Raw genomic sequence first — 13613 nt, 5'->3', positions numbered from 1 at the left:
CACAATGTCCTTGCCTGTCGCTGTCCAACGCTACCTGGAAAAACGTGCGCTAACCCACCCGTGGCGTATTGAGGGGGCTTTGCGCCACGACTATCGGGGCGCGGTGGTGATCCCGGCACTGGCCGAAAGCGCCCATCTGTTCGCCACCTTGGCCAGCCTGCAGGCCAATCCGGCCTCTGTGCTTGAAGAGTTTCTGGTGGTTGTGGTGGTCAATCAGCGACAGGACGCTGCCGCAAGCGATAAACAGGATAATGACCTGACCTTACGGAAATTGAGGGAGTCGCTCGGGTTTTTGCCCCATCTGGGTTGGGTCGATGCTGCTGCCGACGGGTTGGAACTGCCTGGCAAAGGCGGTGTGGGGCTGGCGCGCAAAATCGGTCTCGATCTGGTGCTGCAGCGACTGGACTGGGCGGCGGGTCCGATCCTGGCGAATCTCGATGCCGACACCCTGGTCCGAGACGATTACCTGCCGGCTTTAAAGGCCCATTTCGCCATCGCCGAAGCCGGCGGAGCGGTGGTGCCCTTTTGTCATCCGGTCACCGGCGAAAAGGCGCAGCAGCAGGCCATGATAGCCTACGAACTCTATCTGCGCGGGCATGTGCTCGGTCTGCAATGGGCCGGCTCGCCCTATGCTTTTCACACCGTCGGCAGCACCATGGTCTGTCGTGCTGACGACTATGTGCGATCCGGTGGCATGAACCGCCGCCAGGCCGGCGAAGATTTCTATTTTTTACAGCAACTGGCCAAAACCTCGGGGGTTGGCGGTGTCGTCGATACGGTGGTTTACCCCTCGGCGCGGATTTCGCAGCGCACGCCTTTTGGCACCGGGCGTAGCGTGGCGCAGCTGGCGTCGGATGGGAGTGCGCCACGGCTTTACTACGATCCTCGCTGTTACGAGATGCTGCATGACTGGCTGCAGCTGGTGTCTGCCCACTGGCAAACCGACGGTGGGGAAATCCTTGAGCAGGCAGGAGTTATCAGTGAATTGCTGGCGGGGTTTTTGCGTAAAGAGAACTTTCAGGAGACGTGGCCGCGGCTGTGTCGCAATCATGCCGATCGCCAAAGCCGTCTGAAGGCATTCCATGGCTGGTTCGACGGATTGAAAACGACGCGACTGATCCACTATCTGACCGATGCCGGCTGGCCACGCCAAGCGGCAGCCGAGGCCATAGCGCCTCTGTTGCGGCGGGTCGGTCTGCCAGCGGTTGACGAGCCGCAAAAACAGCTGATGCTATTACGGCAGCGGCAAATCGGCACGCCTTGTGCTTCTTGCAGGTTGTCTGAAAAATCGAATTGTTGTAGGGTGGCGTGATCCTGCCCTGCCCGATTGCCGGCCCCATCAAAGAGAGAGCTGTCATGACAACGGAAACCCTCTCAAGAACGTCCATGCGTCGCAGATACCTTTCGTGCCCCTTGCTGGTGGTGCACCAGAGCCGTCCTTCCGACAGCTGCGTATTTTTCGGTTATGCGCGCAACATCAGTCGCGGCGGCTTGTACATAAGCACCGTCAACCCCCGTGAGCCGGGCAGCCGCTTCGATCTGGAAATCCCCATCCCGCCTCTGGGACGCTACGTAACCTGCCTTTGCGAGGTCATCTGGAAACGCGACTTTTCCCACAATTCCCCTTACGATCCCGGTATGGGGATGCGGTTTATCGATCTGGACGAGGAAACAGCGCAAGCCATCGATGCATGGGTGCTGGAGAACGAGGTCTAATCTGAAGACGGCGGGTTCCGGATCTTTTAGGCCCGCTTCTGCTTGCCTGTCATTTGAACTTCAATGCCATTTTTGCCGCCAGGTAGATCTGGGCCAGGCATCTCAGGACGCGGCAGTCGTGACCTTCCAGTCCCGCCAACGCTTTTGAACAACCGTTGTAAATCTCCACTCCCGTGTTGATCGGTATCGCATGGGAATCGTCGGCAAATGCGGCAAAAGCCTCATTGTCGAGGGCCACGTTGCCGTTCGTCTCCTTGATACACCCCTGGCGGAAGCGGGTGTCGAAGTCCAGCCACAGCTGTTGCTGTGCCGCTTCGGGAAGTTTTTCCTCAAGGACGATTTTCAGCATTTCTTCGCCTTTTTCGCTGAGTTGCAGGCAGGCTGCCACTCTTTGCTCGGCGGTTTGTTCGTCGCTCATGGGCATTCCTTTCTGAAAGATACTATCTGTTGTCAGCGTAAGGAATTCAGGAAGTGGTCTATCAGTGCGCCGCCTCGTTCCACAATCGAAAACGTTCCCTCCTCTATCAGCCAGGAATTAAGGCTTCCTATGATCAGGCAACGCAGGGCGAATGCACATTGTACGCAATCTTGATTCGCCGAAATCTTCCCCGCTTGTTGCAGGCGGGAAAAATCATCCGTGTCCTTTTGCTGCAGCCGGTGCAGTTTTATTTTGAACTGGTTCAATACCGGCTGAAGTTCCTCGGTAAATTCCGCTCGTAAAAAGATTAATTCGAAGAACTTTTTGAAATGTTCGTCGTTTTCAAGGTTGCGATACAGTCGCAGAATGTTGTCGCGAAAATCCGAAAGTTCGTTCACCGAAACCAGCAGCAGATCCTCCAGGCGGGTTTCGGTGGAACATTCGATCTCGTCCTTGAGACCGTTGAAAAGGTCGACCTTGTCTTTGAAATGCCAGTAGATGGCGCCCCTGGTGACGCCGGCGCTGCGGGCGATTTCTTCCAGTGTGGTCCGGGTATAACCTTTGGCGTGAAACAGCTCCAGCGCGGCCTCAAGGATGTCCCGGCGGGTCTGTTCGGCTTCTGCCTTGGTTTTTCGGGCCATTCCATCTCCTTCCTAAAATCGGTTCAAAGTCTCGCCGCATCGGCGGGAAACGTTTGGCCCGGAGGCGTCAAGACGCCATCCGGCCGCTAAAAGGTTATCGTTATTCGTCATTTCTGTCCAACCATTTTGCCCGCAGTGCTTCGCTGGCTCTTTGAATCACCACATAAAAAACCGGAACGAACAGTATCAGCAGGAAGGTTGCCGACAGCATGCCGCCGAACACCGCCGTACCGAGGGCCTGGCGGCTGGCGGCACCGGCTCCGGTGGCGACAACCAGCGGCGCGACCCCGAGAACGAAGGTCAGTGCGGTCATCAGGATCGGCCGGAAGCGCAGGCGCGCCGCTTCCAGCGCCGCATCCGCGATATCCTCGCCGGCGTCACGCTTGGCCTTGGCGAACTCGACGATGAGGATGGAGGTTTTGGACGACAGGGCAATGAGTAACACGATACCGATCTGGGTATAGACGTTGACCTCCATGCCCCGCATCATGACTGCCGATGCCGTGCCCAGCAGCGCCAGCGGTACCGACAGAATGATGGCCAGCGGGCTCGACCAGCTTTCGTACTGGGCGCATAACACCAGGTAGACGAAAACCACCGCCAGGAGGAAAATAAACAATCCCTGGTCTGCCGTGGTGCTTTCCTGATAGGACATGCCGGTCCATTCGAATCCCATGCTGGCGGGAAGCTTGGCCGCGGCGAGGCTTTCCATAACGCCCAGGGCTTCGCCCGAGCTGCGCCCCGCTGCCGCACGGCCGTTGATGGTGGCCGAAGGGTACATGTTGTAACGCCGGATCAATTGCGGCCCGACGGTTTCGTTCACCGATACCAGGGTGCCCAGGGGGATCATGCGTCCCGCCGTGTCGCGCACCTCCAGGCGGCGGATGTCCTCCACATCGCTGCGGAAGGCTCCGTCGGCCTGCACCTTGACCTGGTAAGTACGCCCGAATTTATTGAAATCGTTGACGTAGACCGATCCGAGGAAAGCCTGCAGGGTATTGAAGACGTTGGACAGGGGAACATTCAGGGTCTTGGCCTGAGTGCGATCGACATCCGCAAACAGCTGCGGCACGTTGGCACGGAAGGTCGTGTAGACCCCCTGCAACTTCGATTGGGCGTTGGCATCCTGAACCATGTCGGCAGCGACATTTTGCAGGGTATTCAGGCCGACGCCGCTACGATCCTGCAATTCCATGAGAAAGCCGCCGGCAAAACCCAGGCCGCGGATCGATGGCGGTACGAAGGGAAAGATGCGGGCTTCCTGGATGCCGGAAAATTCTCCGGCCATTCGCCCGACCAGGGCATCCTGACTGAGATCCGCGGACATGCGCTTTTCCCAGGGATCGAATACGACCCAGATCGTGGCCATGTTGGAACTGGCGGCACCGTCGATAAGGGAAAAACCGATGATCGACACCCAGTCACCGATGCCGTCCATAGCGGCAAGTCGCTGGTTGACCTGCTCGACCACCGCCCCGGTACGTTCTAACGATGCGGCATCGGGTAATTGAATGCTGACGAAACAGTAACCCTGGTCCTCACTCGGCACAAACCCCGTCGGCAGGCGCACGAATCCCCAGAAGGCCATTGTGGCCAGAGCCACGAACAAGACCAGGGTCAGAACGGCCCGTCGCACCAGACCGCCGAGCAGGCGGGCATAGAGATTACTGGTACGCTCGAAGGTCCAGTTGAACAGCCGGAAAAAGCCCCAGTGAGCGGTTTTTGTCGGACGCAGCAATAAAGCGCACAGGGCCGGGCTCAGGGTCAGAGCATTAATCGAACTGAATACCGTAGCCACCGCCACGGTCAGGGCGAACTGGCGATAGAGCTGACCGGTGATGCCCCCCAGAAACGCCGTGGGGATAAACACCGCCAGCAGGACCAGGGTGGTGGCGATGATCGGTCCGGTCACCTCCTGCATGGCCCGGATGGTCGCTTCGCGGGGCGTCAGACCGTGGTCGTCGATGTTACGCGCGGTATTCTCCACCACCACGATGGCATCGTCGACCACTACGCCGATGGCCAGCACGATACCGAACAGCGACAACATATTGATGCTGACCCCCATGCCGGCCATGACCGCGAAGGTACCGATGAGCGACACCGGGATGGTCAGGGCCGGGATGACGGTGGCCCGCCAATCCTGCAGAAACACGTAGATGGTAAGGAAAACCAACAACACGGCGATCAACAGGGTCATCACCACCTCGTCGATGGCGGTGTCGACGAACATGGTGGTGTTAAACGGAATCTTGTACTCCAGACCATCGGGAAAGGTCTTTGACAGTTGCGCTATTTTGGCTTCGACCCGTTCCGCCACCTCCAGGGCGTTGGCGCCCGGCAACTGGTAAATACCGATAGATACGCTGGGCGTGCCGTTAAGCTGGGAAAGGCTGGAATAGTTTTTGGCCCCGAGTTCCACCCGGGCGATATCCCGCAGGCGGATCAGGCGGCCTTCCTTGCCGGCCTTGACGATGATGTTTTCGAATTGTCCGGCATCCTTGAGTCGGCCCAGGGTATTGACGGTAAATTGAAAACTCTGTCCGGCGGGGGCGGGATCCTGGCCGATCTGGCCGGCGGCGACCTGCACGTTTTGCTCCTGCAGGGCGTCGATGACATCGGCGGTGGTCAGGCTGCGGGCTCGCAGTCGATCCGGATCGAGCCAGATGCGCATGCTGTAGTCGCGGGCCCCGAAAATCGTGACATCGCCCACGCCGTCGACCCTGGCCAGTTCGTCCTTGATGCGCAAGGAGGCGTAATTGCTCAGATACAGGGTATCGAAACGGCTGTCGGGGGAAAACAGGCTTGCGATCAACAAAATGTTAGTCGACTGCTTCTTGGTCGATATGCCGTTGCGCTTGACCTCCTCGGGGAGCGACGGTTCGGCGATGGCCACGCGGTTCTGCACCAGCACCGCGGCCATATCCAGATCGGTTCCGACCTCGAAGGTGACGGTCAGGGTATATTCGCCGTTATTGGTGCAGGTGCTCGACATGTAGAGCATCCCCTCGACACCGTTGACCTGCTCCTCGATCGGTTGTGCCACGGTCTCGGCGACGACATTGGCATTGGCCCCCGGATAGGAGGTGGTAACCCTTACCGTCGGCGGGGCGATTTCCGGATACTGGGAAACGGGCAAGGTGCGGGCCGCCACCAGCCCGGCGATGACAATGATAATCGAAATAACCGCCGCGAAGATGGGGCGGTGAATGAAAAATCGGCTGAACATCAGGCCCCTCCCTGCTTGGTCTCCGTCCCGTTGGCGGGATTCTGAGCGGTTTCTGTGACCGGCTGCACCACGACCCCGGCTCGGACCTTCTGCAGGCCCTTGACAACGACCCTGTCACCGGCCTGTACGCCGGTCTCTATCACGCGGGACCCATCGACTTTGGGTCCGATGCTCACCGCGTGGTATTCAACTTCGTTTTTGCCGTTGACGGTCAGCAGGTAATGCCCCTGCAGGTCGACTCCAAGCGCCGACTCGGGTACCAGCAAGGCCTTTTCGATGGTACGGATCGGTGCCTGCACCCGGGCAAACAGCCCCGGCAACAGACTGCCGTCGGCGTTGTCGAGCACGCCGCGCACCTGGATGGTACCGGTCTCGGCCTGGACCCGGTTGTCGACATAATCGACCTTGCCTGTGTGGGGATAGCCCTTCTCATTGGACAGGCCCAGATTAATGACGGTATGGCCATTGCCATTGGTCGGGCCCTGTTGTCCGGTACGATGGCTCTGGAAATCGAGCAGATCGCGCTCGTTGACGTTGAAGTAGACATAGATCGGATCGATGCTGACGATGGTGGCCAGCAGGGTATTTTCGCCGGCACCGACCAGGTTGCCGACATCGACCAGGCGCCGGCCGATGCGCCCGCTCAGCGGCGCGGTGACACGGGTGTAGGACAGTTCCAGGCGGGCCGTTTCGATGGCGGCTTTGGCGGCGGCGATAGCGGCGACCGCCTGGTCCTTTTGCGCCCGGGCCTCGATGACTTCCACTTCGCTGACCGCCTGATCCTCGAAGGCGCTCTCCTTGCGCTTGAGTGTCGCTTCGGCGAGACGCAGTTCGGCCTGCCGCATGGCCAGGGTCGCCTCGGCTTCGTCCAGGCGGGCCTGGTACGGTTTGGGATCGATAACGAACAACAGGTCGCCTTTTTTGACCATGGCGCTGTCGTTGAAATGGATGCTTTGCAGATAGCCCTCCACACGGGCGCGGATTTCCACCGATTCGACAGCGTCGGTCAATCCGGAATACTGGGCATAGTGGGTGATGTCCCGCTGTTGCGGGCAGGCGACGGTCACCGTAGGCGGCGGCGGTGCGACGTACTTGTTCTGATCGCGACATCCGGCGGTTAGCGGTAGCGCTGCCAGCAGCAAGCCCAACAGGATTTTATGGGTTTTGATGATCTTGGCCATTACTTGTTCTCCTCAGGGGTGTTGTCCGCAGTTTTGCCGGTTTGAAGATTGTCCGCAGGGTTCCAGCCTCCCCCCAGGGTCTTATACAACTGCACCAGGTAGATGGAGGTATCGCCGCGCGCGGCGGCCAGCTGGTTCTCGTTGTCGAACAGGGACCGCTGGGCATCGAGGACGTTCTGAAAATCGACCAGGCCGTCGCGATACAGGCGGGTCGCAAGCTTCAGGGAGCGTTGCGCCGCCTGTACCGAGCGTTCCAGGGCCGACAGACGGTTGCGCTGGTTCAGATACTGGCTCAGGGCGTTTTCAACCTCGTTCAGGGCCTCCAGCACGCTCTGTTCATAAGATAAAAGCGCCTGCTCCGTTTTGGCGTCCTGCACGGCGATCTGGGCCCGGACCCGTCCGCCATCGAACAGCATCCAGCGCAGGGTCGGCCCGAAGCCGAAGGCCCGGCTGCTGCCTTTCAGCAGGTTACCGGCATCGATGGCTTCAAAGGCGAAGGTGCCGCTCAGCGACAGGCTCGGATAGAGATCGGCCGTCGCCACGCCGATCCGTGCGGTCTGGGCGGCGAGCTGGCGTTCGGCGCGGCGGATGTCGGGCCGCTGGCGCAGCAGGTCGGCGGGAACCCCGACGGCAACCCGGGCGGGCGGCACCGGGATCGGTGCCGGTTTCTCCAGTTGCTCGGAGAGGCTGCCGGGCGCCTGGCCCAGCAATACCGCCAGGGTATTGACGGAGCGGGTCAAGCCGACCTGCAGCGGCGGAATTTCCGCCTGGGATGCAGCCAGTACCTGTTCGGCCTGGGCCACGTCGAGACCGGTGGCAAGTCCGTTTCTGAAACGCGAGCGGGTCAGTTTCAGAACCTGCTGCTGGGATTCGATATTCCCTTGCGCCGCCGCCAGGCGAGCCTGGTAGGTGCGAATATCGAAATAGGTGCGTGCCACTTCCGCAAAAACGCTGATCAGCACATCGCGGCGGTCCTCCTCGCTGGCCTGATAATCGGCCTGGGCCGCCTCTACCGACCGGCGGATGCGACCAAACAGGTCGATTTCCCAACTGGCATCGAGCCCTGTATTGTACAAGGTCTCGGTTTTGCCGCCGGTCGAGTACATGCCGTTTTCGCTGCTGCGTTGCCGTATGGCGCTACCCTTGGCATTCGCTTCCGGCCACCAGGCTCCGCGCGCGGCGCCGAGGCTGGCCCGTGCTTCCCGGATTCTCGATACCGCCTGGCGGATATCCAGATTGTTCCGGCCGGCCTGTTCGATATATTGGTCGAGGAGCGGATCTTCGAAGGTTGCCCACCAGTCGACCGTAACGGATTGGTCGGGCACCAGGGCGGGGTCCTGTCCGGAGCGCCAGTCATCGGGCGTTTTGATATCGGGAGGGGCATAATCGGGACCGACGGCAATGCAACTGCTAAGCAGCAACAGCCCCAGCATCCCGGCAAAAAAACCTGTCAGACGGTGACCGTGGCTCCGCCAGCCTTTATTTTCCGCATCGATTTTTTCAACTGTCATGGTGGCCTCGTTGGGATAATACATTGAGAGAAGAACAAACATACACGAACGTATTTTTGCGATCAAATAAAAAAACCGGGTACGGCGTCTGTCGTACCCGGGGCTGCAAAAAGAGCTGCGGAAGGAAAAACTCAGTAATTACCGCCGATACCTTCTTCGGCTGCGTCACTGACCGGGCCGCGGAAGATGCGGTAGATCCAGATCTTGTAGGCGATGACGATGGGCACAAAGATGGCCACCACCACCGTCATGATATGCAAGGTGTAAGGGCTTGAGGAGGAGTTGGACAGGCTCAGGCTGTAGGCCGGATCGAGGCTGGAGGGGATAAGGTTCGGGAACAGCCCGATGATGCCGGTTGCCACCACCAGCACGATGGCGGCGCAGGATGCGGCGAAGGCCTGCAGCCATTTGTTCTGCGCGACCAAAAGGCGCACCGCCAGCAGTTCCAATGCCGCCATCAGCGGCACCACCCATAACGACGGCGAGGCTTGAAAGTTTTCGTACAAGGCCGTAGCCGGCGCGGTGAAGGCCAGAAAGGCGACGGCGGTCGCCAGCATATAGGGCCAAAGGGTGCGGGCTGTGCGTTTTGCCCTTTCCTGCAGATCGCCGCTGGTCTTGATGGCCAGATACAGCGCACCGTGCTGCAGAAACAGCATGATGAAAAGCACCCCGGTCAAAAGCCCATAAGGGTTGAGCAGCGCCGGCAGCGAGCCGTGATAGCCGGCGGCATCCATGGGCAACCCCCGGAAGATGTTGCCGAAGGCCACTCCGAACAGCAGGGTAATGACCAGACTGGACAGAACGATGGCCCAGTCCCAACCGTTTCTCCAGCCCGGTCCGGGGTTCAGGCCGCGAAACTCAAAGGAGACGCCGCGCACGATGAGGCCGAACAGCAACAGCAGCAACGGGGCATACAGGTAACTGAACATCAGCGCATAGGTGGTGGGAAAGGCCGCGAAGGTGGCGCCGCCTGCCGTGATCAGCCAGACCTCGTTACCGTCCCAGACCGGGCCGAAAGTGCGGATCACCTGTTGACGCTGCGCGTCGTCGCGGGCGATGAATTTGTGCAGCATACCGGCCCCGAGGGTAAATCCGTCGAGCATAAAGTACAGGGCCCACAACAAACCCCACAGGGCAAACCAGATCACCTGAAGTGTCATCGTTACGCCTCCCGTTGTTCGGCCACCGCAAGCTCGGGGCCCTTGGCCGCGATTTTGGTGAGCAGATAGAAATCAAGGACTCCCAGCCCGCCATATAAAAGTGTAAAGCCGATCAGGGAGCCGATGACATGTCCCGGCGTGAGATTCGAGGAGACGCCGGCGCTGGTCTTCATAAGTCCGTAGACGATCCAGGGCTGGCGGCCGACCTCGGCGGCAATCCATCCCAACTGATTGGCCAGGTAAGGCAGGGGGATGGCGAAGAACATCATGCGCAGGAACCACCGGTGCCGATCGAGCCAGCCTCGCCGCGATAGCACTACGGCGGCCATGCCGGCCAGCACGAAGAACACCCCCAGCCCGACCATCGCCCGGAAACTGAGGAACACCGGCAATACCGGCGGGCGCTCTTCGGGGGGGAATTCCTTCAGCCCCTTCACTTCCGAGTTGAAATTCTTATGCGCCAGATAACTCAGCATTTTAGGGATGGGCAGAGCCTGCACCGCATTGCGTTCGTTGGCGGCATCGGGCCAGACGATGAGGTTCATGGGCGCGCCGCTGCGGGTTTCCCAGGTCGATTCCAGTGCCGCGAATTTGGTCGGCTGGAAGCGCGCCACCACGCTGGCCTGCATATCGCCGCTGAACATGACCAGGCAGGCGGCCACCAGGGCGAAGGGCGCGGCCATGCGAAACGAGCGCCGGAAAAATTCCGGCTCCGAATTGCGCAACAGATGCCAGGCCGAAACGCCCATGACAAAGAACGCCGCCAGCAGGTGCGCGGAAATAACCGTATGGAAAAATTTGATCAGCCCGTAGGGGTTGGTCAGCAGTGCGACGAAATCGACCATCTCGGCGCGGTTGTTGCGCAGGACATAACCGACCGGATTCTGCATCCAGCCGTTGGCCAGAAGAATCCACAGGGCCGACATGTTGGAACCCAATACCACCATCCAGATGGCAAAACAGTGCACTTTTTTGGAGACCTTGTTCCAGCCGAAGATCCACAGGCCGATGAAGACCGATTCAAGGAAAAACGCCGCCGTTGCCTCGATGGCCAGGGGTGCGCCGAAGATGTCGCCGACATAGCGGGAGTATTCCGCCCAGTTCATGCCGAACTGAAATTCCAGGGTGATGCCGGTGACGATGCCGAGGGCGAAATTGACCAGAAACAATTTGCCCCAGAAGCGGGTCATGCGCCGGTACAGCTCATCGCCGGTACGCACATAACGGGTTTCCATCCAGGCCACCAGGATAGACAGGCCCAGGGTCAAGGGCACAAACATGAAGTGAAACAAGGTGGTGATGGCAAACTGCAGCCGACTTAAGGTAACCACATCCATCGAAAAGCCCCTCCTTTTTGAGTCCCCCTGTGTTGCTAACGGACGGTGTGTCGGGGCGCCTGCCCCCTGAAAACGAAATGACCGGTGCGATTGAAGCCTGGTTTCATGCCTGTGAACATCGGAGTCAACATGCCATAAAGTTCGGTTTGGAAAAGGGTCTGGATCCGGATTTCAATGGGCAGACCCGACATTACATATAACAGACATAAATGACTTTTTCAGTGATATTTTTACGTAAACGCCAGGATTCCCGGTTGTCGGGTGCTGCATGGTTCGATTGATTCATAGAGGGGCAGAACGGATCAGTCGGTTTGAGCTTCCCGGGGAACGGCCGATACTGTCGCCGGACCGAGCAGCGTGGCAACCCACTGGGTATCCTCGTGGCTGTCCAGGGCAATTTTGGCTGTCATGGTCAGTGGCACCGACAGCAGCATGCCGACCGGACCGAGCAGCCATCCCCAGAACAGCAGGGATAAAAAGACCACCAAAGGCGACAGGCCAAGCCCCCTGCCCATGAAGCGCGGTTCGACGGCACTGCCCATGACCAGGTTGACCACCAGAAAGCCGACACCCACCAGCAGTGCCCGCAACAGGCCCAGCTGAACCAGGGCCAACAGCACGGCGGGGCCGGCGGCGATGATCGACCCGATATTCGGGACGTAATTGAGCAAAAAGGCCAGGACACCCCATAGCAAGGGAAAATCGACGCCCAGCACCAGCAGCCACAGGGTGATCAGCGCCCCGGTGATGAGGCTGATGATGGTTTTTATGGCCATATAATGCTGAACGTTTTGTACAAAGTGGTCGAAACCCGAGAGACTCTTCGACGGGCCGAGAATGGCACGCAGTTTTCCCGGCATGCCCGAAGCTTCAAGCAGCATGAAAATAACCGTCATAAGGACCAGAAAGCCGTTGGCCAGCACGTTGGTCAGGGCATTAAACAGCGAAGCGACAAGCTTCATGGCGGCGCCGGGATCGAAAATCTCCGTAAGGACCTGCCCCGATATGCTGATGTTCTTGCGTTCCAGCCAGGTGGTGAGCACATCGGCGTATTGGCGTAGCCTCGATTCGTAGAGAGGCAGGTTTTCCGAAAAAGCGCTGACCGAGGAGCCTATCAGGCCGGCGAGCATCAGCCCGGCCAGCACTACCGTTAGGATAACCACAAGCAATGCCAGCCATGATGGCAGCCCGCGGCGCTGCAACCAGAACATGGGGGATGCGCTTAAAATGGCGATAAAGCCTGCCAGCAGAAAGGGCACAAGAATCACCTTGCCGGCATTTAAACCCGCTGCAACGATGACCAGGGCGGCCAGAGTTATGAAAACCTGAGAAACGCTCAGGGGGCGGTTGGACATATTTCCTCACACATGGCGAATGCTGCAGACAGTGAATTAACGGCGTGCAGGTTATCGGAAAGCGTGGCTCGGCATGTTTTCCTGCGGACCGGAATTTTAGAAATAATAATCGTTTCGAGCGGAAACCGCAATGCCGCAGGGTGCAGACGGTCGGCTGACTTTTTGCGGAACGTCGCCACAGGGCGGCCGGCCGATGATGGGAAACGCTTTGCAGTAGAAGCGGGCCGCTACCGGCGAATCGGTGTTCTTTAAGGAGGTGCCGGGATCAGATGGGGGCCGTACGTCTGGTACGTTTGCTACGGGTTCGCTTCAAGCGAATCAGGGCGGATTCGATCCGGGCAAAATCGGGACCCTTGCGGTTCAAACTGGAAAGGTCCAGCTTGTATTTTTTGGCCATCTCCATCACCACCGGCAGGGGTTCGGGGTCGGCCTTGGTCCACACGGGACGTAATTCGCGCAAGAAGATGTTGGCGACATCGGGCTCCATACCGTGCATGGCGGTCAGACGCCCTTCCAGATCCTCGGCATTGGCGGCGGTATCATGCAATTGGGTAAGGCTGCCCTGGTAGTAATTCTGCAAGGTGTTGCAGATGTCCATGACATTGGTTGCCGCTATGCCGTCATACCGCACATAACCGCCTTCCTGCATGACCGGATGCACCAGGTAACTCCAGCCTGCACGGCTGATACTTTCCGGGTCGAGGAGTTGGTACTTCTGGAATGTGCGATAGGTTTTGCGGGCGATATCCCGCGAAACCGGGCCTCCGAACAGCGTGGCGGCCAGCAACCATTTGAAAAGTTCCTGATCGCAGGAGCTTTGTAAGTCGATACCGAGTTCTTCGGAAAACAGGGGAAAGGTGAGCAGGTCGTCGATCTTCATGAAGGATTCCTTTTGATGCTTTTTGTTCTGCGTTGAATATGCAGGGAACATGCCTGAATCATTAGATATTCTTTGCAGAGCGGTAGGGCTTTGCGGTTGCCGTGTTTTTTACAGGAACGGCCATGTTTTTAATCCGTGAGCAAGCGGCAGCGTAGAGAGGATTGTTCGATAACGGCATGCGGAAC

11 protein-coding genes are annotated in these 13613 nt (G+C 58.9%); 2 read left to right on the top strand and 9 right to left on the bottom strand.

All coding sequences use genetic code 11. The features are described 5' to 3' along the window. Positions 1–4 precede the first annotated feature (4 nt). Together PCAR_RS16740 and PCAR_RS16735 are read left to right on the top strand one after the other, a co-directional pair. Positions 5–1312: a glycosyltransferase family A protein gene (locus tag PCAR_RS16740; protein ID WP_011342894.1), complete on the top strand. Its 1308-nt coding sequence runs from the start codon at positions 5–7 to the stop codon at positions 1310–1312. A gap of 74 nt (positions 1313–1386) precedes the next feature. After that, entirely contained in the window at positions 1387–1716 is a 330-nt protein-coding gene (locus tag PCAR_RS16735) for a PilZ domain-containing protein (RefSeq protein WP_245523298.1), read from the top strand. Between the two features lie 49 nt (positions 1717–1765). Here the strand turns inward: PCAR_RS16735 and PCAR_RS16730 are convergent, their stop codons facing one another. From PCAR_RS16730 to PCAR_RS16690, 9 genes are all read right to left on the bottom strand, one after another. Further along, positions 1766–2134 (bottom strand): hypothetical protein, encoded by a 369-nt coding sequence (locus tag PCAR_RS16730; RefSeq protein WP_011342892.1) that lies wholly within the window; start codon positions 2132–2134, stop codon positions 1766–1768. Positions 2135–2166: 32 nt separating this feature from the next. Then, positions 2167–2775 carry a TetR family transcriptional regulator gene (locus tag PCAR_RS18865; protein ID WP_011342891.1) on the bottom strand — a complete coding sequence of 203 codons (609 nt, stop codon included), beginning with the start codon at positions 2773–2775 and terminating at the stop codon, positions 2167–2169. Positions 2776–2875: 100 nt separating this feature from the next. Continuing rightward, positions 2876–6004 (bottom strand): efflux RND transporter permease subunit, encoded by a 3129-nt coding sequence (locus PCAR_RS16720; RefSeq protein ID WP_011342890.1) that lies wholly within the window; start codon positions 6002–6004, stop codon positions 2876–2878. Next, positions 6004–7185: an efflux RND transporter periplasmic adaptor subunit gene (locus tag PCAR_RS16715; RefSeq protein WP_011342889.1), complete on the bottom strand. Its 1182-nt coding sequence runs from the start codon at positions 7183–7185 to the stop codon at positions 6004–6006. Before PCAR_RS16715 ends, PCAR_RS16720 begins: the two co-directional genes overlap by 1 nt. After that, positions 7185–8696 carry an efflux transporter outer membrane subunit gene (locus PCAR_RS16710; RefSeq protein WP_011342888.1) on the bottom strand — a complete coding sequence of 504 codons (1512 nt, stop codon included), beginning with the start codon at positions 8694–8696 and terminating at the stop codon, positions 7185–7187. The genes PCAR_RS16715 and PCAR_RS16710 overlap by 1 nt, the downstream gene beginning before the upstream one ends. 131 nt (positions 8697–8827) lie before the next feature. Beyond that, entirely contained in the window at positions 8828–9856 is a 1029-nt protein-coding gene (cydB, locus tag PCAR_RS16705; RefSeq protein WP_011342887.1) for a cytochrome d ubiquinol oxidase subunit II, read from the bottom strand. A gap of 2 nt (positions 9857–9858) precedes the next feature. After that, entirely contained in the window at positions 9859–11193 is a 1335-nt protein-coding gene (locus PCAR_RS16700) for a cytochrome ubiquinol oxidase subunit I (RefSeq protein WP_011342886.1), read from the bottom strand. 302 nt (positions 11194–11495) lie between these two features. Beyond that, entirely contained in the window at positions 11496–12548 is a 1053-nt protein-coding gene (locus PCAR_RS16695; protein ID WP_011342885.1) for an AI-2E family transporter, read from the bottom strand. Between the two features lie 265 nt (positions 12549–12813). Continuing rightward, entirely contained in the window at positions 12814–13428 is a 615-nt protein-coding gene (locus PCAR_RS16690) for a hypothetical protein (protein ID WP_011342884.1), read from the bottom strand. Positions 13429–13613: the final 185 nt, after the last annotated feature.

The organism is Syntrophotalea carbinolica DSM 2380, assembly GCF_000012885.1.
GTDB classification, from domain to species: Bacteria; Desulfobacterota; Desulfuromonadia; order Desulfuromonadales; family Syntrophotaleaceae; genus Syntrophotalea; species Syntrophotalea carbinolica.
Note: the sequence above shows the minus strand (reverse complement) of the source record. Positions and strands in the feature narration are given on the sequence as shown.

Excerpts from the sequence above, each read along its gene's own strand:
- PCAR_RS16740 (WP_011342894.1), top strand. The coding sequence starts at position 5 with ATGTCCTTGCCTGTCGCTGTCCAACGCTACCTGGAAAAACGTGCGCTA.
- PCAR_RS16735 (WP_245523298.1), top strand. The coding sequence starts at position 1,387 with ATGCGTCGCAGATACCTTTCGTGCCCCTTGCTGGTGGTGCACCAGAGC.
- PCAR_RS16730 (WP_011342892.1), bottom strand. The coding sequence starts at position 2,134 with ATGAGCGACGAACAAACCGCCGAGCAAAGAGTGGCAGCCTGCCTGCAA.
- PCAR_RS18865 (WP_011342891.1), bottom strand. The coding sequence starts at position 2,775 with ATGGCCCGAAAAACCAAGGCAGAAGCCGAACAGACCCGCCGGGACATC.
- PCAR_RS16720 (WP_011342890.1), bottom strand. The coding sequence starts at position 6,004 with ATGTTCAGCCGATTTTTCATTCACCGCCCCATCTTCGCGGCGGTTATT.
- PCAR_RS16715 (WP_011342889.1), bottom strand. The coding sequence starts at position 7,185 with ATGGCCAAGATCATCAAAACCCATAAAATCCTGTTGGGCTTGCTGCTG.
- PCAR_RS16710 (WP_011342888.1), bottom strand. The coding sequence starts at position 8,696 with ATGACAGTTGAAAAAATCGATGCGGAAAATAAAGGCTGGCGGAGCCAC.
- cydB (WP_011342887.1), bottom strand. The coding sequence starts at position 9,856 with ATGACACTTCAGGTGATCTGGTTTGCCCTGTGGGGTTTGTTGTGGGCC.
- PCAR_RS16700 (WP_011342886.1), bottom strand. The coding sequence starts at position 11,193 with ATGGATGTGGTTACCTTAAGTCGGCTGCAGTTTGCCATCACCACCTTG.
- PCAR_RS16695 (WP_011342885.1), bottom strand. The coding sequence starts at position 12,548 with ATGTCCAACCGCCCCCTGAGCGTTTCTCAGGTTTTCATAACTCTGGCC.
- PCAR_RS16690 (WP_011342884.1), bottom strand. The coding sequence starts at position 13,428 with ATGAAGATCGACGACCTGCTCACCTTTCCCCTGTTTTCCGAAGAACTC.